The 16,488-nt window shown below is 62.1% G+C and carries 14 protein-coding genes; 2 read left to right on the top strand and 12 right to left on the bottom strand.

What is annotated here, in order from left to right; genetic code table 11:
• Nucleotides 1-18: 18 nt before the first annotated feature.
• The 5 genes from ACQZ5H_RS17245 to ACQZ5H_RS17225 all read right to left on the bottom strand — a co-directional run bounded on the left by ACQZ5H_RS17245 (nucleotide 19) and on the right by ACQZ5H_RS17225 (nucleotide 3,883).
• Complete coding sequence (locus tag ACQZ5H_RS17245; RefSeq protein ID WP_449098485.1) at nucleotides 19-585, bottom strand: NifU family protein; 567 nt, start codon at nucleotides 583-585, stop codon at nucleotides 19-21.
• 113 nt (nucleotides 586-698) lie between these two features.
• Nucleotides 699-1,190 carry a universal stress protein gene (locus tag ACQZ5H_RS17240; RefSeq protein WP_130279204.1) on the bottom strand — a complete coding sequence of 164 codons (492 nt, stop codon included), beginning with the start codon at nucleotides 1,188-1,190 and terminating at the stop codon, nucleotides 699-701.
• Nucleotides 1,191-1,250: 60 nt separating this feature from the next.
• Nucleotides 1,251-2,210, bottom strand: a complete 960-nt coding sequence (locus tag ACQZ5H_RS17235) for a hypothetical protein (protein WP_449098484.1) — start codon at nucleotides 2,208-2,210, stop codon at nucleotides 1,251-1,253.
• 115 nt (nucleotides 2,211-2,325) lie between these two features.
• Nucleotides 2,326-3,390 carry a tryptophan--tRNA ligase gene (gene trpS / locus ACQZ5H_RS17230; protein ID WP_112713723.1) on the bottom strand — a complete coding sequence of 355 codons (1,065 nt, stop codon included), beginning with the start codon at nucleotides 3,388-3,390 and terminating at the stop codon, nucleotides 2,326-2,328.
• 91 nt (nucleotides 3,391-3,481) lie between these two features.
• The gene (locus ACQZ5H_RS17225; RefSeq protein WP_449098483.1) at nucleotides 3,482-3,883 is read right to left on the bottom strand and encodes a VOC family protein; all 402 of its coding nucleotides are present in this window, start codon (nucleotides 3,881-3,883) and stop codon (nucleotides 3,482-3,484) included.
• A 332-nt stretch (nucleotides 3,884-4,215) separates the two neighbouring features.
• Between ACQZ5H_RS17225 and ACQZ5H_RS17220 the strand changes: the two genes are divergently transcribed.
• Entirely contained in the window at nucleotides 4,216-4,644 is a 429-nt protein-coding gene (locus ACQZ5H_RS17220; RefSeq protein WP_449098482.1) for a YcbK family protein, read from the top strand.
• 3 nt (nucleotides 4,645-4,647) lie between these two features.
• Here the strand turns inward: ACQZ5H_RS17220 and murJ are convergent, their stop codons facing one another.
• The 4 genes from murJ to mutS all read right to left on the bottom strand — a co-directional run bounded on the left by murJ (nucleotide 4,648) and on the right by mutS (nucleotide 12,244).
• Nucleotides 4,648-6,228 carry a murein biosynthesis integral membrane protein MurJ gene (gene murJ, locus ACQZ5H_RS17215; protein ID WP_449098481.1) on the bottom strand — a complete coding sequence of 527 codons (1,581 nt, stop codon included), beginning with the start codon at nucleotides 6,226-6,228 and terminating at the stop codon, nucleotides 4,648-4,650.
• On the bottom strand, nucleotides 6,225-9,119 hold the full coding sequence (locus ACQZ5H_RS17210) for a [protein-PII] uridylyltransferase (RefSeq protein ID WP_449098480.1): 2,895 nt from the start codon (nucleotides 9,117-9,119) through the stop codon (nucleotides 6,225-6,227). The genes murJ and ACQZ5H_RS17210 overlap by 4 nt, the downstream gene beginning before the upstream one ends.
• Nucleotides 9,120-9,246: 127 nt before the next feature.
• The gene (locus ACQZ5H_RS17205) at nucleotides 9,247-9,519 is read right to left on the bottom strand and encodes a hypothetical protein (protein ID WP_112713713.1); all 273 of its coding nucleotides are present in this window, start codon (nucleotides 9,517-9,519) and stop codon (nucleotides 9,247-9,249) included.
• A 10-nt stretch (nucleotides 9,520-9,529) separates the two neighbouring features.
• On the bottom strand, nucleotides 9,530-12,244 hold the full coding sequence (mutS, locus tag ACQZ5H_RS17200) for a DNA mismatch repair protein MutS (RefSeq protein WP_449098584.1): 2,715 nt from the start codon (nucleotides 12,242-12,244) through the stop codon (nucleotides 9,530-9,532).
• A gap of 305 nt (nucleotides 12,245-12,549) precedes the next feature.
• On the opposite strand from mutS, the gene ACQZ5H_RS17195 reads away from it, so the two are divergent.
• Nucleotides 12,550-14,835: an NADP-dependent malic enzyme gene (locus ACQZ5H_RS17195; protein WP_199626049.1), complete on the top strand. Its 2,286-nt coding sequence runs from the start codon at nucleotides 12,550-12,552 to the stop codon at nucleotides 14,833-14,835.
• 36 nt (nucleotides 14,836-14,871) lie between these two features.
• Here ACQZ5H_RS17195 and ACQZ5H_RS17190 read toward each other — a convergent pair whose 3' ends face one another.
• From ACQZ5H_RS17190 to olsB, 3 genes are read right to left on the bottom strand one after another with little or no spacing between them, the layout of a single operon-like run.
• Nucleotides 14,872-15,162 carry a type II toxin-antitoxin system RelE/ParE family toxin gene (locus tag ACQZ5H_RS17190; RefSeq protein WP_449098479.1) on the bottom strand — a complete coding sequence of 97 codons (291 nt, stop codon included), beginning with the start codon at nucleotides 15,160-15,162 and terminating at the stop codon, nucleotides 14,872-14,874.
• Nucleotides 15,159-15,464: a type II toxin-antitoxin system RelB/DinJ family antitoxin gene (locus tag ACQZ5H_RS17185; RefSeq protein WP_449098478.1), complete on the bottom strand. Its 306-nt coding sequence runs from the start codon at nucleotides 15,462-15,464 to the stop codon at nucleotides 15,159-15,161. The genes ACQZ5H_RS17190 and ACQZ5H_RS17185 overlap by 4 nt, the downstream gene beginning before the upstream one ends.
• 53 nt (nucleotides 15,465-15,517) lie before the next feature.
• On the bottom strand, nucleotides 15,518-16,393 hold the full coding sequence (gene olsB / locus ACQZ5H_RS17180) for a l-ornithine N(alpha)-acyltransferase (protein ID WP_112713703.1): 876 nt from the start codon (nucleotides 16,391-16,393) through the stop codon (nucleotides 15,518-15,520).
• Nucleotides 16,394-16,488 lie beyond the last annotated feature (95 nt).

Genomic DNA, 16,488 nt, shown 5'->3' with positions numbered 1-16,488 from the left:
ATGCGCAAATACTGTTGTTTAGGCCGCGACCACTTCCTGCACTTCGGGAACGAAGTGGCGAAGCAGGTTCTGAACGCCATGCTTCAGCGTCGCGGTGGAGGAAGGGCAACCCGAGCAGGAGCCCTTCATGTTGAGATAGACCTTGCCGTCCTTGAAGCCACGGAAGGTGATGTCGCCGCCATCCTGCGCAACGGCCGGACGCACGCGGGTATCGAGCAGTTCCTTGATCGTCAGCACGATCGATTCGTCGCCGGCATCGAAGAACTCGTCACCGGCATCGGCATCTTCGGAGAGAATGGAGGCGTCGCCCATGACCGGCTTGCCGGACATGAAATGTTCCATGATCGAGCCGAGGATCGCCGGCTTCAGGTGCTGCCACTCGGCATTGTCCTTGGAGACGGAGATGAAATCATAACCGAAATAGACGCCGGTTACGCCCGGGATTTCGAAGAGGCGCGCGGCGAGCGGCGAAGCCTGGGCTTCTTCCGTGCTGCGGAATTCGGCCGTGCCGTTCTCCATCACCACCTTGCCCGGCAGAAACTTCTGCGTGGCGGGGTTCGGGGTGGCTTCGGTCTGAATGAACATTTCGCTCTCCATGCGGGCCAAGCCGTCGCTCGGTACCGTCTTTAGAATTCTTCAAAAGAAAATAGGCCGTTTGGACGCGCCATTCAAGAGATAATGACTCCAGAATTGCTGGTTTAGGCCAGCGCGTCCAACTCTTCGTTGGTCAATGTATCGGGCAGCACCGTTACCGGGATCGGAAAGGCCGCGCCCTTGCCTGCGACGGAGGAAACGAGCGGTCCCGGTCCCTCTTTCGCGGAGCTGGACGCAAGCACCAGGATCGCGATGTCCCGGTCTTCCTCGATCACCATGTTGATCTGCTCGGCAGCGCTGCCTTCGCGAATGACGATCTCGGGTTCGATACCGATCGTCTCGCGCACGACCTGCGCCGATTTGGCGACCACGGCTTCCGCCTCTTCGCGCGCCTCGGCACGCATGATCTCCTCGACCCCCAGCCACTGCTGGAAATCGCCTTCCGGGATCACATAAACGAGAACGAGACCGCCATTCGAGTTCTTGGCGCGCCGGCCGGCATAGTGGACGGCACGCTGGCATTCGGGTGTGCCGTCAATGACCGCCATGAACTTGCGGCGATGACCTTCGAGACGTGAGAGTCGCTTTGATACCATGGCGCGGACTCTGACACCCTAACCCGAAAATTTGCAAGCCCCGGCCTGTGAACTCAATGTTCAGGGTCCTGTGACATTGGGCAGCCAGTTCGGCGGATCGTCGGCGTGGAGCGCGAGCACCGATCGCGAGGTGATCGCGAGCCGCGCCTGCTTCCAGGCCTCGATGCGAACAGGATGGTTGCTGGCGAGCGCCTCGTTCTTTTCATGGAAAAGTTTGGAAAGCACCGGTCCCAGCCGATGGCCGAATTTTCGGTCGAAATCCTCAGGCTGAGGTTTGAACGTCGCGACTTTCAGTCCCTCGGCGCTCGCGGTCTGCACATAGAGGCCGAGCAGGCGTTCGATCACGAATGGCCGCATTCCGGCGCCTCTGTCACGGGCATAGTTGGCGACGCCGCGATAGGCGAGGCCTGCCGGACGGCCCATGCCTGCTTCCTGGTCAAGGCCGTAGAGAACGGCTTCGCAATAGGAGAAGTAACCACGCCAGAAGCGCTCGTTGCCGCAGACGTAGTTGCACAGAAAGAACGTATCCTGCCCCTGCGGCTGAACGACAGGGTAGCCTTTGTTGCCGAGATACTCGCAGATCCTGTCCAGGCCGGTATGGCCGGTGGCTATGCCTTGTTCCCATACATTGATGTAGATCGCGGCATTCGCCAGCATGGGATTGTAGATATAGCAATCGAAACCGGCGTCTTTGGCCTTCGCTGCTTCCGATGCGAAATGCGAAAATGACGTCGCAGCCTTCAGTTCGAATTTGCTTGAGACCAGACCCCAGAACGCCTCCCGATCAAGACCGATAGCCTTGTGGTGGTCGTAGAGGGTGCGGAAAAGCTCGTACTCGCGGGTATTGGCATCCGTATTGAACGAGATATCGAAGGCGATCGCGTCCGGATGGAGATACGCCCGCTGGTCGCTGTTGAGGTAGGGCTGGTAGACCAGGCATCCGCTCTGCGACGCCTTTGCGGCAACCGTCGCGGCATCGGGTAGATACGTAGCGGCCTGCATAGCGGCAAACGGGGTCATCGATATTCCCTATGGCATGTGATTGCTGGACTGCGGCTGCGGCACCGCAGCGGTCTGTCTCATACCATAGGAGGGAGAGCTTGAGCCGGGCTTGCAAAGCCCGGCTCGCTATCTGCTAGTAGAGGAAGCCGATGATGTCGCGAACGTCCTTCATCGTTGCCTCGGCGCGGGCGCGGGCGCGTTCGCCGCCATTGCGCAGGATCGCGTCGATATGGCTCGTATCGTCCATCAGGCGGCGCATTTCGGCGGTGATCGGCGAAAGCACCTGAACCGAGAGATCGATCAGCGCCGGCTTGAAGACGGAGAACTGCTGGCCGCCGAATTCGGCAAGAACCTGCGCCTTCGTCTTGTCGGCAAGCGCCGCATAGATGCCGACGAGATTGTCGGCTTCAGGGCGGCCCTTCAGGCCTTCGAGTTCGCTCGGCAAACCATCCGGATCGGTCTTGGCCTTGCGGATCTTCTTCGAGATCGCGTCCTCGTCGTCCATCAGGTTGATGCGCGACAGATCCGACGGATCGGACTTCGACATCTTCTTGGTACCGTCGCGCAGCGACATGACGCGCGGCGCGGGGCCGTCGATCAGCGGCTCGACCATCGGGAAATAGGCGTGCACGGGCTCGTCGCCGACGGTGATGTCGGTGCCGTGACCGGCGCGCCGGATATGATCCTGGTAGTCGAGGTTGAACTTCATGGCGATGTCGCGCGCCAGCTCGAGGTGCTGCTTCTGGTCGTCGCCGACGGGAACATGCGTGCCGCGATAGACGAGAATGTCGGCAGCCATCAGGCTCGGATAAGCGAGCAGACCGAGCGAGGCATTCTCGCGGTCCTTACCGGCCTTGTCCTTGAACTGCGTCATGCGGTTCATCCAGCCGATGCGGGCGACGCAATTGAAGATCCAGGCGAGCTCGGCATGCTGCGGCACGGCGGACTGGTTGAAGACGATATGCTTCTCGGGGTCGATGCCGGATGCGATGAAGGCGGCGGCGATCGAGCGGATCTGGCCGCGAAGATCCTCATGCACGAGCTGTGCGGTGATCGAGTGCAGGTCGACGACGCAATAGATGCAGTCATTGCCGTCCTGCAGCGCCACGAACTTGCGGATCGCGCCGAGATAATTGCCGAGATGCAGATTGCCGGTCGGCTGAACGCCGGAGAAAACGAGCTTCTTGAATTCGCCCATGATGATGTCCTCGATTAGGCTGGTGGAGGGCCCCAGGGCTAAACGCCCATGTTGCTAACGGGCGCGCTTATGCACGCGCCAAGGGCGGCAATCAAGAGGCCGTGGGTGCGGCGTGTTGGATGAGGTCGAAGGTGTTGCCGTAAGGATCCGAAAACACCGCGACGGTGCCGTAAACCTCATGCCGCGGCTCCTCCAGAAAGCGGACGCCGGCGGCGGTCATTGCCGCGTGATCGCGCGTAAAATCATCGGTCTTCAGGAAGAAGCCGACGCGTCCGCCGGTCTGGTTGCCGATCGCCGCCTTCTGCCTGTCGTCCGCAGCCTGCGCCAGCAGGAACGCAGCGCCATCACCGTCACGCGGCTTCACCACCACCCATCGCTTGCCATCCGGCATTGCCTCGTCCTGCAGGCAGTCGAAGCCGAGCGCACCGCAATAGAAAGCTTTGGCGCGATCGTAATCATCGACGACAAGCGTGACGAGAAACAGCGATTGCATCGCTCCGGGCTCCTGGTTCGAGGCATTTCAACGGGTTGAAGATCACTCTCTTAAACTTTTTTGAGCCGCCACACCGCATTTTTCGCGCGTCTCCCGCGATTTCGAACGGGCTATGCACGCCGCCTTCAACGTATTGATTCCGTTTTGGGTGCCGGGAGTATTTTATACTCATAAATAGCTATGTTGAAAACGGTTATATCCTATAAATGAGGGATTTTCACATTTTGAATTAGTAGAAAATTTCACAAAATGGTCACAATTGAAACCAACGTTCCTCCCGCCATCCGGCCGGGCAGCGCCCCTTCAGCCCGGCCCTTTCCGGAGGGACGTCGATGCATACCATTCTATCCCTGGCGCTCGCCGGCCTGTTCGCCGTGTCCTGTTGCCTCAACGCCAATGCCCAGACGGCCAAGAAGCCATCCGTCAGACTGCTGAAGAACAGCGCCAATTCCGCCTATACGGTGCAGACCGTCAGCGTTCGTGTCGGCTGCTTTCCGCCGCGGCTGAGAGGAATTCTCGCGCATATCGCCGCAAAAACCGGACGCCGGCCGATGGTGACATCGGGCTTCCGGCCGCATTCCGGCCGCTCGCACTCGCAGCACCGGCATTGCAATGCCGCCGATATCCGAGTGCCCGGCGTTTCCGAGCGGACGGTGATTGCCGCCGCCCAGAGCGCACCAGGTATTGGCGGTATCGGCCGCTATTGCAACGGTATCATTCACGTCGATACCGGGCCGAAACGGCGCTGGACCTATTGTTGAGCCTCAGCTTTCCGTGGAAGGTGCGGGCTTGCGGTTGAGGTTGCGGCGGATCATGCCGAGATCGGCGCCGCCGATCAGGAATGCTGTCGCGAAATAGACGATCATGGAAATGCCGATCAGCAGACCGAGCGTGCCGACCTTGGTCGTCAGATGCGCGTCCGATGCGAGCGACGGCGCCCAGCGATGCTGCAGATAGATGATGACGGCGCCCATGACGGCCGCCGAGACGACGAGCAGAACCGCGCGCCGCGCCAGTGCCCATTCCCAGGCCAGATGTCCGCGACGCAGCAGCGTTACGAAAAGCAGGACCGTGCTGATCCACCCCGCCGTCGCCTCGGCGACCGCGATACCGGGAGCGCCGAGATAGGGGAACAGCGTCAGCGCCGTCGCGCAGTTGACGCCGACGGCGATCGCCGAAAAGCGCATCGGCGTCTTGGTGTCCTCGCGGGCGTAGAAGCCGGGCTGCAGTGCCTTGATCAGCACGAAGGCCGGGAGGCCGATGCCGTAGATCGCCAGGATGGAGCCGACGATCAGGGTGTTTTCCTGATGGAAGGCTCCGCGCTCGTAGAGCACGCGGATGATCTCGTCGGAGAGGATCCAGAGCGCGAAGGCAGCCGGGATCGTCAGGAACAGGACGAATTCGATCGAGCGGTTCTGCAGGTTGCCCGCCTCGCGCAGATTGCCGCCCTTCAGCGCGCGCGCCAGTTCCGGCAGTAGCACCACGCCAACGGCGACACCGACGACGCCGAGCGGCAGCTGATAGATGCGGTCGGCATACTGAAGCGCCGCGATCGCGCCCTCGCGAGACGAGGCGATCGCCTGGCCGATCATCTGGTTGATCTGCGTGATACCGCCGGTGACGGCTGCGGGCACCGCGAGGATCAGCAGCCGCTTGACGTTAGGCGTCATGCGCGGGCGGCGAAGGCCGATGCTCATGCCGGCATGGATGACGCCGAGATAGACGACGGCGAGCTGCAGAATACCGGCCGCGAGAACGCCCCAGGAGAGATACCAAGCCGTCTGCAGCGGCTCCGAGCCGGTGTAGAGCGCATAGAACAGCGCGCCGATCATCACGACGTTCAGGAAGACGGGCGCGACCGCGGCGGCGAAGAAGTGATGCAGCGAGTTCAGCATCCCGCTCATCATCGCCGTCAGCGACATGCACATCAGATAAGGGAACATCACCGCCGCCATGCGCACGGTGATCGAGAACTTGTCCGGATCGTCGGTGAAGCCGGGCGCGATGATGAAGCGCACCAGAAGCGGCATGCAGAGCTCCATCACGATGGTGATGAGCAGCAGTACCGAGAAGAGCACGCCGAAGACTTCTTCCGAGAAGCGCTTGGCGCCGTCGGTGCCGTTCGCCTCGATCTCCTTGGCAAACAGCGGCACGAAGGCGGCGTTGAAAGCGCCCTCGGCAAACAGGCGCCGGAAGAGGTTCGGAAAGCGGAAGGCGGCGTAGAACACGTCGGCCATCGGACCGGTCCCGAGGGCTGCGGCCATCAGCGTTTCACGGGCAAAACCGAAGATGCGGCTGCCGAGCGTGGCGCCGCCGACGGTGGCAAATTTCTTGACGAGGCTCATGCGGGGGAACCGGCTTTCTTGTCGCTCGGCTGCGAAGAGCGTGCCGTGGCAGCGGGCGCGATGATGCCGGATGGCATGCGTTCGCGCAGCTCGTCCTCTTCACCGGCCATGACGGCCTTCAGCCGGGCGGTGATGTTGGAGCGCTTGCTGTCGCTGGTGATCTTCTGGCCGACGAGGTCGGTGACGTAGAAGGTGTCGATCACCTTCTCGCCGAAGGTGGTGATGCGGGCGGATTGAATGTCGAGCGAGAGATCGGAAAGCACCGCGGTGATTTCCGACAGGAGACCGGCGCGGTCGAGGCACTCGACCTCGATGACGGTGAACTTGTTCGACAGGTTGTTGGTGATGTTGACCGACGGCGGAATGACGAAGGCCTTGCTCTTCTTGCGGTTCTTCGTCCGCGTGGCGATGACTTCGGGCAGCCGCTTGCGGCCGGAAAGCACGTCCTCGATCATCCGGCCGATGGTGGCGGCACGGCGAAGCTCGTCCTCGTCATTCGGGAATTCGCGGCTGACATGGATCGTGTCCAGCGCACGTCCGTCCGAGGTCGTGAAGATCTGCGCATCGACGATATTGGCACCCGCTGCCGCGCAGGCACCGGCGATGACGGCGAGCAGGCGCGGATGGTCCGGCGAGAGCACGGTGATTTCGGTGATCGCATGGAAGCTGTCGGTCCGCACCGTTGTTGCCAGCGCCTGGCCGGCCTTGTCGGCCTGGCGGATGAAATGCGCATGGCGCACCTGGTCTTCCAGCGGCACCGAGAGCAGGTAGGGCTGGTAGTGCAGCTTCGTATAAGTCTTGCGGTCCTTCTGCGTCCATTCGGAGAGCGCGTTGAACAGCGCCTCGGCGGCAAAGCCGGCGCGCTCCTTGCGCGACACTTCCGAGAAGCCACCGGCCAGCAGAAGCTCGGTTTCATAGTAGAGCGTGCGCAGCAGCTGGCCTTTCCAGCCGTTCCAGACACCCGGGCCGACCGCACGGATATCGCAGATCGTCAGGATCAGCAGCATCTTCAGCCGGTCGAGCGACTGCACGCGATCGGCAAAATCGGTGATCGTCTTGCGGTCGGTCAGGTCGCGGGTCTGGGCGACCATCGACATCGTCAAATGTTCCTCGATCAGCCAGACGACCATCTCCGTCTGCTTCTGCGACAGGCCGAAGCGGGCGCAGAGCTTGCGGGCGACGCGGGCACCGGCGATCGAGTGATCTTCCTGGCGGCCCTTGGCGATGTCGTGCAGCAACACCGCGACATAGAGCGAGTCCCGGTCTTCGATATGCGGCATCAGCTTGTTGGAGAGCGGGTGCAGCTCTTCCGCCTTGCCCTTGTCGATCTCCGAGAGCACGTCGACGCTGCGGATCAGATGCTCGTCCACCGTATAGTGGTGATACATGTTGAACTGCATCATCGCGACGATCTTGCCGAATTCGGGAATGAAGCGGCCGAGCACGCCGGCCTCGTTCATCCGCCGCAGGATCAGGGCGGGGTCGCGATGCGAGGTGAGGATCGAGAGGAAGAGGCGGTTTGCTTCCTCGTTGTCGCGCAGGTCGTTGTCGATCAGCCCAAGCGAGCGGCTGACGCGCTTCAAGGCATCCGGGTGAAACTCAAGCCCGTTCAGATCGGCGACATGAAAGAGCCGGATGATGGCAACCGGATCGCGCTTGAAGACATCGGGGTCGGCAAGCGTGATGCGGCCGCGATCCTCGACGAATTCGACGCTGCCGGCGATCTTGCGGGTGCGGTGGGTGAAGCGGCTGAGCACGCCCGTCAGGCCGGGGATCGATTTCGCCTGCTGGTCTTCAAGCGCCGCGCAGAGAATGCGCGTCAGGTCGCCGACATCCTTCGCAACGAGGAAATAGTGCTTCATGAACCGCTCGACGGCCGAAAGGCCGGGGCGGGCGTGGTAGCCGAGCGCCTCAGCGATCTCGCGCTGGATGTCGAATGAAAGCCGCTCTTCTGCCTTGTTGGTCAGGAAATGCATGTGGCAACGCACCGCCCAGAGGAAATCCTCGGCGCGCATCAGCAGCCGGTATTCCTGCTTGGAAAGAACCCCGAGCTTGATCAGCTCGGCAGGATCGCGGACGTGATAATAATATTTCGAGATCCAGAAGAGCGTGTGCAGGTCGCGCAGGCCGCCTTTGCCTTCCTTGACGTTCGGCTCGACCAGATAGCGCGTGTCGCCCGCCTTGCGGTGGCGCTCGTCGCGTTCGGCCAGCTTGGCGGCGATGAATTCCGGGCCGGTGCCGGTGACGATTTCCTTGTCGAAGCGGGCTTCGAGGTCGGTCTCCAGTGACTGCAAGCCGCAGATGTAGCGCATCTCGAGGATCGCCGTGCGGATCGTCATGTCGGACTTCGACAGCGCGATGCATTCCTCGACGGTGCGCGTCGCATGGCCGACCTTGAAGCCCATGTCCCACAGAATGTAGAGCATGAACTCGACGGCCTTGTGCGTCTCCTCGCCGGGCTTCGGCAGGAAGAGGAACAGCAGGTCGATATCCGAACCCGGCGCCAGCGTGTCGCGCCCGTAGCCGCCGACGGCGGTGACCGAGAACTTGTCCTTCTGCTTCGGGAAAATGTGCGTGACGGTGAAATGATAGAGGACCGTGATGATCTGGTCCTGAAGCCAGGAGATACGGTAGGCGCAATGCAGGCCGCCGCCATCTTCCGAGAGCAGCTCGCGGGCCTTTTGCCGCCCCTCGTTGCTGGCCTTTTTCAGGACTGCGAGGAGATCCGAGCGCAGAAGGTCCGGGCGGTTCTTGTTGGCTTCGGCCACGGCATCGCACTGGCTCTGCAGATAGGCCGTATCGAGGATGCCGGAAAAGTCGATGTCTTGCTTCGCCATGCTGTGTTCGCGCGGCGCGGCTTGCTCGGTCTGCGCCTCTCGTTTCGTCTGCATGCGATATAGCCTCTCTACCCGGCTGATGACACCGGCTTCATACCTCAAGAACCTTTAATTTTGGCGAAAAGGTGTTGCGAGCCGCAGGGGCGGGGCGCTTTGCCGCAAGTTGGCAGATTGCCGGCGGTCAGACCGTCTGGGCCTGAACCGAGTAGAGCACCTGGCGGGCTTCCTGAGTGATCGCCTCCAGCGTCGGCCGGTCGCATTCGCGGTAACCCGCCTTGGCGATCATCGAGGCGAGCTCGCAGATCAGTGTGCAGCAGCGGGTAACCTCAAGCAGGCCGTAGGGCGATTTCCAGCCGCGCGGATTGCCGTGCTCGTCGGCGCGGCGAAGCGCTTCGAGGATCGTGAACATATCGGAGAGCCGCTGTGTCTCACGAACGAGGCTGCGCATGAACATCGGACGGCTCCTACTTCACTTGTTTCTTCAATGCGTAAAGCGCATCGAGCGCCTCGCGCGGCGTCATGTCGTCAAGGCTCATGCCCTTCAGCGTTTCCTCGACCTTGGACGGACCGCGATTTGTATCCTCGCGGCGCACCGCCACCTGGAAGAGCGGCAGGTCGTCGATCAGCTGGCTCGCCGGGTTCTTTCTGTCGGCATCTTCAAGCCGCGTCAACACATCGCGTGCACGGGCAACGACGGAAGCCGGCAGACCGGCCAGCCGGGCAACCTGAATACCATAGGAACGATCGGCAGCGCCCGGGCCGACTTCATGCAGGAAAATGACGTCGCCGTCCCATTCCTTCACCCGCATCGTGGCGTTCGATAGCCGGGCAAGCTTTTCAGAAAGCACGGTCAATTCGTGAAAGTGCGTCGCAAAAAGCCCGCGGCAGCGGTTCGCTTCATGCAGATGCTCGACGGCGGCCCAGGCGATCGAGAGGCCATCGAAAGTCGCGGTGCCGCGGCCGATTTCATCAAGGATGACGAGCGAGCGGTCGGTGGCCTGATTGAGGATAGCCGCGGTCTCGACCATCTCGACCATGAAGGTCGAACGGCCGCGCGCCAGATCGTCGGATGCGCCGACGCGCGAGAATAGACGGTCGACGATGCCGATATGCGCCGACGTCGCCGGAACGAAGCAGCCCATCTGCGCCAGGATCGCGATCAGCGCGTTCTGGCGCAGGAAGGTCGATTTACCGCCCATGTTCGGGCCGGTCAGCAGCCAGATAGCGCCGTCCTTGCCATCGGAGACCGGCGACAAATCGCAATTATTGGCAACGAAGGGGCCGGACGACTGACGCCGCAGCGCCTGCTCTACGACGGGATGACGCCCGCCCTCGATCGCAAACATCTTCGAGCCGTCGACGAGCGGGCGGCAATAGGCTTGCTCTTCGGCAAGCAGCGCCAGTGCAGCCGCAACGTCGATAATGGCAAGCGCCCGGGCGCCGGCCTTGATCGCCTCGGCTTCCGCGACAACAGCCGCCGTCATCCGGTCGAAGGCGGCAAGCTCGATCTGCAGCGCCCGGTCGGCAGCATTGGCAATGCGGCTTTCGAGATCGGCAAGCTCCGTCGTCGTGAAGCGCATGGCGTTGGCCATCGTCTGGCGATGAATGAAACGGGCCTTGGCCTCCGCGGTGTCGGTCATCGGACCGGCATTGCCGGCCGTGACTTCGATGAAGTATCCGAGAACGTTGTTGTGCTTGATCTTCAGCGACTTGATGCCGGTTTCGTCGGCATATTGCAGCTGTAGGCCGGCAATCACCCGGCGCGACTGATCGCGCAGCGCCCGGACTTCGTCGAGCTCGGCGTTGGCGCCATCGCGCAGAAAGCCGCCGTCGCGCTTCAGCAGCGGCAACTCATCGGCCAGCGTTTCGCCAAGCATGCGCTCCAGCGTGGGCGGGAGCGCTTGAAGCTCGGCTGCTGCAGCATCCAGCTCTCCCGGCAGCAGGGCATCCGAAAGCCGGCGCGCCAGCTCGGCCGCAGCGCCAAGGCCCTGGCGGATCGCCCAGAGATCGCGCGGTCCGCCACGATCGAGCGCCAGCCGCGAAAGGGCGCGCGGCATATCGGGCACATGCTTCAGGGCATCCCGCAGGTCGCCACAGAGCGACGGCTCCTCGATCAGGAAACCGATGGAATCGAGACGTTCGTTGATCCTCGCCGGATCTGTCAGCGGCGACATCAGCCGCTCGGCAAGCAGACGGGCGCCGCCACCGGTGATGGTACGGTCAATCGCCTTCAGCAGCGCGCCGTTCCGGTCGCCTGAAAGGGTCTTTGCCAGTTCGAGATTGGCGCGGGTTGCCGGATCGATGAACAGTGTCGAGGCACCGCTTTCCCGCTCTGGCTTTCCGAGCGGCGGCCGCTCGGCGATCTGGGTCTTCTCGACATAGGCGATCGCCGCTGCCGCCGCGGCGAGTTCGGCACGAGAAAATGTCCCGAAGCCATCGAGCGTCGAGACGCCGAAATAGCGCGTGATCCGGCTTTCGGCAGTGGCGCTGTCGAACAGTACGCCCGGTTGCGGCACGGCCACACGGCCCAGCACGTCGAAGACGGGTTTCAGTTCCTGATCATAGAACATCGTATCGGGAACGATCAGCTCCCGGGGCTCGATGCGCAGGATATCGGCCAGCAGGCGTGAACTCTCGGTCTCGGCAACACGGAAAACACCGGTCGAAATGTCGATCCAGGCAAGCGCCATCAGCGGTTCGGACGCGCCGCGGATACGGGTGAGCGCCATCAGGTAGTTGGATTCGGATGGCGAAAGCAGCTTTTCTTCGGTGATCGTGCCGGGCGTGACGAGACGGATGACGTCACGCTTGACGACCGACTTCGAGCCGCGCTTCTTCGCTTCCGCGGGGTCTTCCACCTGCTCGCAGACAGCGACGCGGAAACCGAGACCGATCAGCCGCTGCAGATAGTCGTCGGCCGCATGAACCGGCACACCGCACATCGGGATATCCTGCCCCATGTGCTGGCCGCGCTTCGTCAGCGTGATGCCGAGCGCGCGCGACGCATCGAGCGCGTCCTCGAAGAACAGCTCATAGAAATCGCCCATGCGATAGAAGAGCAGCGAATCCGGATTGTTCGCCTTGATCTCGATGAACTGCTCCATCATCGGCGTCGCCGAAGCGCGGCTTTCCTCTGTCGCGAGTTCGGCAGCCGAAAAGGCTTCGTGTCGAGGATCCATTCTGTCGTTCACGTCGGTAGGCTTTTCCCTAAAAAATCAGGTGCCACCCTATCGAAGCGCGGCTATAGAAGACAACAGCTATCGGGAAATGGGAGCCGTTAGCCCACAGGAGGATTGAGGGAGGTATTCGCTGAACCGCGCGGTCAGGAAGTCCTTGAGGGGCGCCTGCCAGTTCCAACGGATATTTTAATCGATTGTAGCCGTACGGCTTTTTCGCAAGGCGTCGTGTCAGCCCCTATAGCCCTGTCTATAGATTGGGGAAACGGCGCAATCGAAAGCCGATTGCCAGGAGATTTGGAGGAGATATGCCCGACATGAACAGCAAGCAGCGCCCCGCCAACGGCATCACCGACAAGGAAGCACTCGACTTCCACTCAATGGGGCGGCCGGGCAAGCTCGAGGTCAACCCGACCAAGCCGATGGCGACACAGCGCGATCTCTCGCTTGCCTATTCGCCGGGCGTCGCCGTTCCCGTCAAGGCCATCGCCGCCGATCCCGCCACCGCCTATGATTACACCTCGCGCGGCAACATGGTGGCCGTCATCTCCAACGGCACGGCCATCCTCGGCCTCGGCAATCTCGGTGCCTTGGCGTCGAAGCCGGTCATGGAAGGTAAGTCCGTTCTCTTCAAGCGTTTCGCCGATGTCGATTCCATCGACCTGGAAGTCGATACGGAGAATGTCGACGAGTTCATCAATTGCGTCCGCTTCCTCGGCCCCTCCTTCGGCGGCATCAATCTCGAAGATATCAAGGCTCCCGACTGTTTCATCATCGAGCAGCGCCTGCGCGAGCTCATGGATATCCCTGTTTTCCATGACGACCAGCACGGCACGGCAATCATCGCCGCCGCCGGCCTGATCAACGCGTTGGAACTGACCGGCCGCGACCTGAAGACGACCAAGCTCGTCTGCAACGGCGCAGGTGCTGCGGCAATCGCCTGCGTCGAGCTCATCAAGGCAATGGGCTTCGCGCCAGAAAATATCGTTCTCTGCGACACCAAGGGCGTGATCTACCAGGGCCGCACCGAGGGCATGAACCAGTGGAAGTCGGCGCATGCGGTGAAGACCAAGGCCCGTACGCTGGAAGAGGCCATGAAGGGCGCCGACGTCGTCTTTGGCCTGTCGCAGAAGGGTGCTTTCTCCGAGGACATGATCCGCTCGATGGCCGACCGGCCGATCATCTTCGCCATGGCAAACCCGGATCCGGAAATCACGCCGGAGGAAGTCGCCCGCATCCGCGACGATGCGATCATGGCGACCGGCCGCTCGGACTATCCGAACCAGGTCAACAACGTCCTCGGTTTTCCCTATATCTTCCGCGGCGCGCTCGATGTCCGCGCCACGACCATCAACGACGACATGAAGATCGCGGCCGTCAAGGCGCTCGCGAGCCTCGCCCGCGAAGACGTTCCTGACGATGTCGTTGCCGCCTATCAGGGCAATCGCCCACGCTTCGGCGCGCAGTACATCATCCCGGTTCCCTTCGATCCGCGTCTGATCTCGGCCATTCCGGCTGCCGTCGCCGAAGCTGCGATCGAGAGCGGCGTCGCCCGCAAGGTCATCACCGATATGGAAGGTTATCGCCGCGAGCTCTCCGCCCGCCGCGATCCAATCGCCTCGACGCTTGCAAGCCTCTACGAGCGCGTGCGCCGCCGGCCGAAGCGCATCGTCTTTGCCGAGGCTGAAGAAGAGCAGGTCATGCGCGCTGCCATGTCCTATGCCAACCAGCAGCTCGGCACCGCGATCCTTCTCGGTCGTGAGGATCTGATTAAGGCAACCGCCGAGCGCGCCGGTATCGATCTCAATCGCCCGGGTCTCGAAATCGTCAACGCCCGCATCTCGACCCGCGTCGAAGCCTATATTGACTATCTCTACGCCCGCCTGCAGCGGAAGGGATACCTTCACCGTGATGCGCAGCGCCTGATCCATAACGACCGCAACCATTTCGCGGCAACCATGGTGGCGCTCGGAGATGCCGATGGCATGGTCACGGGCATCACCCGCAACTACTCGACAGCGCTGGAAGACGTCCGCCGCTGCATCGACGAAAAGCCCGGCCACCGCGTCATCGGCGTATCGCTGGTGCTCGCCCGCGGCCGCACTGTCTTCGTCGCCGATACCGCCGTCCACGACATGCCGACGGCGGAAGAGCTGGCGGATATTGCCGAGGAAGCCGCGGGCCTCGCGCGCCGCATGGGTTACCAGCCGCGCGTCGCGATGCTCGCCTATTCCACCTTCGGCCACCCCTCCGGCGAGCGCTCCGAGCGCGTCCGCGAAGCGGTGAAGATCCTCGACAAGCGCCGCGTCGATTTCGAATACGACGGTGAAATGTCGGCAGATGTGGCGCTGAACCGCAAGGCGATGGAGCAATATCCGTTCTGCCGTCTGTCCGGCCCGGCCAACGTGCTCGTCATGCCGGCTTTCCACTCGGCCTCGATCAGCACCAAGATGCTGCAGGAACTCGGCGGCTCCACCGTCATCGGCCCGATCCTCGTCGGCCTCGACAAGGCCGTCCAGATCACCTCGATGGGCGCCAAGGACAGCGACATCGTCAACATGGCCGCAATCGCGGCTTACGCGGCGGGGTCGTAAAGACAACGCCCTATCGCGATATCGCGCGGTAGGGCGCTATTCCGGGAATTTGCCCGGCCACAGGCGCGCGCCGTGAAGAACGCGCAGTACTCGCACCCGATCCGGCAAGGCGATGTAAGCGATGATATAGGGCGTGCGCGGCACAGTGAGTTCGCGCGTCCCTTCGATCCGGCCGGCTCTGCCGCTTTGTGGAAACGCGGTCAGGCGCTGGGCCGCAGCCGCAATCTGCTCGTCGATCAGCACTGCGGCCTGCGGATTTTCCGTCTGGATGAAGGAGAAGATGTCGTCTCGGTCTGAAAGCGCATAGCGGGTCCAGACAAGCTTCACCGGCCGCCCCCCGCATTGCGCAAGGCGTCGGCGCGTCTCTTTGCGAAATGCGCTGCCACCTCGTCGTCGTCTACATCCGCCGATGTATCGGCGAGCGCCTCCAGCACCTTCGCCTTGAACCAGGCGTTATGCGCCTCGCTGCTGCTCACCAGTTCGAGTGGTAGAGCGCCTTCGTTCGCCGTCCTCGTCAGCAAAATCCTGACAGCATCGGAAACGGTCAGGCCCATCGTCTCAAGAACGGCTGCCGCGCGTTCCTTGATCTCAGGATCGATTCTCGTTTGAACAAGAGTGGTCGAAGACATTGGTCACCTCCGTCAGGAGATGACCGTACTTCATTTGAATGACAAGTGCCAGCTTAGCTAGAGAACCGGCCGGCGTCGGCGCCGTAGTAGTTCAGGTAACGGTCCGAGATGCTGGAGATCGGCAAAACGATCAGCACGTCGGTGGTGTTGAAGGCGTGGTCGACCACGGCGGTGGAGCCGACCATCGCGCCCAAGCGCAGGTAGCCCTTGATCAGCGGCGGCAGTGCCATCAGCGCCTTCTTCGGGTTGACGGCTTCGGGCGGCATCAGGTCCATCGGACGGGCCAGATGCGGCAGGGCGTTGACGGCCCATTCGTTCTTGGCCTGAACCGTGTGGTGCAGGAAGGAGAGGGCCAGTGCATGGCTTTCCGGATGGATGCCCGGGAAGGAGGCGCAGCCGAACATGGCACTCATGCCGTGCTTCAGAGCATAGGCCCAGTTGCCCTGCCAGAGCAGTTCGACGGTACGCTTCGTACGATATTCCGGCAGCACGCAGGAGCGGCCGAGCTCCATGAATTTCTTGTCGGGATGGCGGGCGAGCAGTTCGCCGATCGCGAATTCGGAAGCCGAGTAAAAGCCGCCATTCGCCATCGCGACATCCTGACGCAGCAGGCGGTAGGTGCCGACGATCTGGTCTTCGCTGTCGCCTTCCAGCGAGCGGTCGAGGACCAGCAGGTGATCGCAGAAGGCGTCATAGGCGTCGAAATCGCGCTCGCGGCGCATGGCTTCAGCCGGAAGCTGTGCCTTCATCTCCTCGACGAAGACGCGGTAACGCACATGCTGGGCGGCATCGATTTCGCTGGCGCTGCGGGCCAGCCGGGTCTCGAGATTGCCGATACGGCCGAGAACGTCGCCTTCCTTCGGCGCAACAGTCGCCGAAGACCGGCTGGTCTCCGCAATCGTCTCGCGTTTCAAGGTGTCGATATCCATTGAAGATTCTCCCGTTGCCGGCTCATGAGCTGCCATAAAACACTTATGTGCGACAGGAAAGTGACATGAACGTTAGGGGGAATTTGGGGCAATGT

It is taken from the genome of Rhizobium sp. 21-4511-3d (assembly GCF_053522545.1).
This window is presented reverse-complemented; position numbering and strand designations above follow the sequence as displayed.

Bases quoted from the DNA above. Each gene is read 5' to 3' on its own strand.
- ACQZ5H_RS17245 (WP_449098485.1), bottom strand. From the start codon at position 585: ATGTTCATTCAGACCGAAGCCACCCCGAACCCCGCCACGCAGAAGTTT.
- ACQZ5H_RS17240 (WP_130279204.1), bottom strand. From the start codon at position 1,190: ATGGTATCAAAGCGACTCTCACGTCTCGAAGGTCATCGCCGCAAGTTC.
- ACQZ5H_RS17235 (WP_449098484.1), bottom strand. From the start codon at position 2,210: ATGACCCCGTTTGCCGCTATGCAGGCCGCTACGTATCTACCCGATGCC.
- trpS (WP_112713723.1), bottom strand. From the start codon at position 3,390: ATGGGCGAATTCAAGAAGCTCGTTTTCTCCGGCGTTCAGCCGACCGGC.
- ACQZ5H_RS17225 (WP_449098483.1), bottom strand. From the start codon at position 3,883: ATGCAATCGCTGTTTCTCGTCACGCTTGTCGTCGATGATTACGATCGC.
- ACQZ5H_RS17220 (WP_449098482.1), top strand. From the start codon at position 4,216: ATGCATACCATTCTATCCCTGGCGCTCGCCGGCCTGTTCGCCGTGTCC.
- murJ (WP_449098481.1), bottom strand. From the start codon at position 6,228: ATGAGCCTCGTCAAGAAATTTGCCACCGTCGGCGGCGCCACGCTCGGC.
- ACQZ5H_RS17210 (WP_449098480.1), bottom strand. From the start codon at position 9,119: ATGCAGACGAAACGAGAGGCGCAGACCGAGCAAGCCGCGCCGCGCGAA.
- ACQZ5H_RS17205 (WP_112713713.1), bottom strand. From the start codon at position 9,519: ATGTTCATGCGCAGCCTCGTTCGTGAGACACAGCGGCTCTCCGATATG.
- mutS (WP_449098584.1), bottom strand. From the start codon at position 12,244: ATGGATCCTCGACACGAAGCCTTTTCGGCTGCCGAACTCGCGACAGAG.
- ACQZ5H_RS17195 (WP_199626049.1), top strand. From the start codon at position 12,550: ATGCCCGACATGAACAGCAAGCAGCGCCCCGCCAACGGCATCACCGAC.
- ACQZ5H_RS17185 (WP_449098478.1), bottom strand. From the start codon at position 15,464: ATGTCTTCGACCACTCTTGTTCAAACGAGAATCGATCCTGAGATCAAG.
- olsB (WP_112713703.1), bottom strand. From the start codon at position 16,393: ATGGATATCGACACCTTGAAACGCGAGACGATTGCGGAGACCAGCCGG.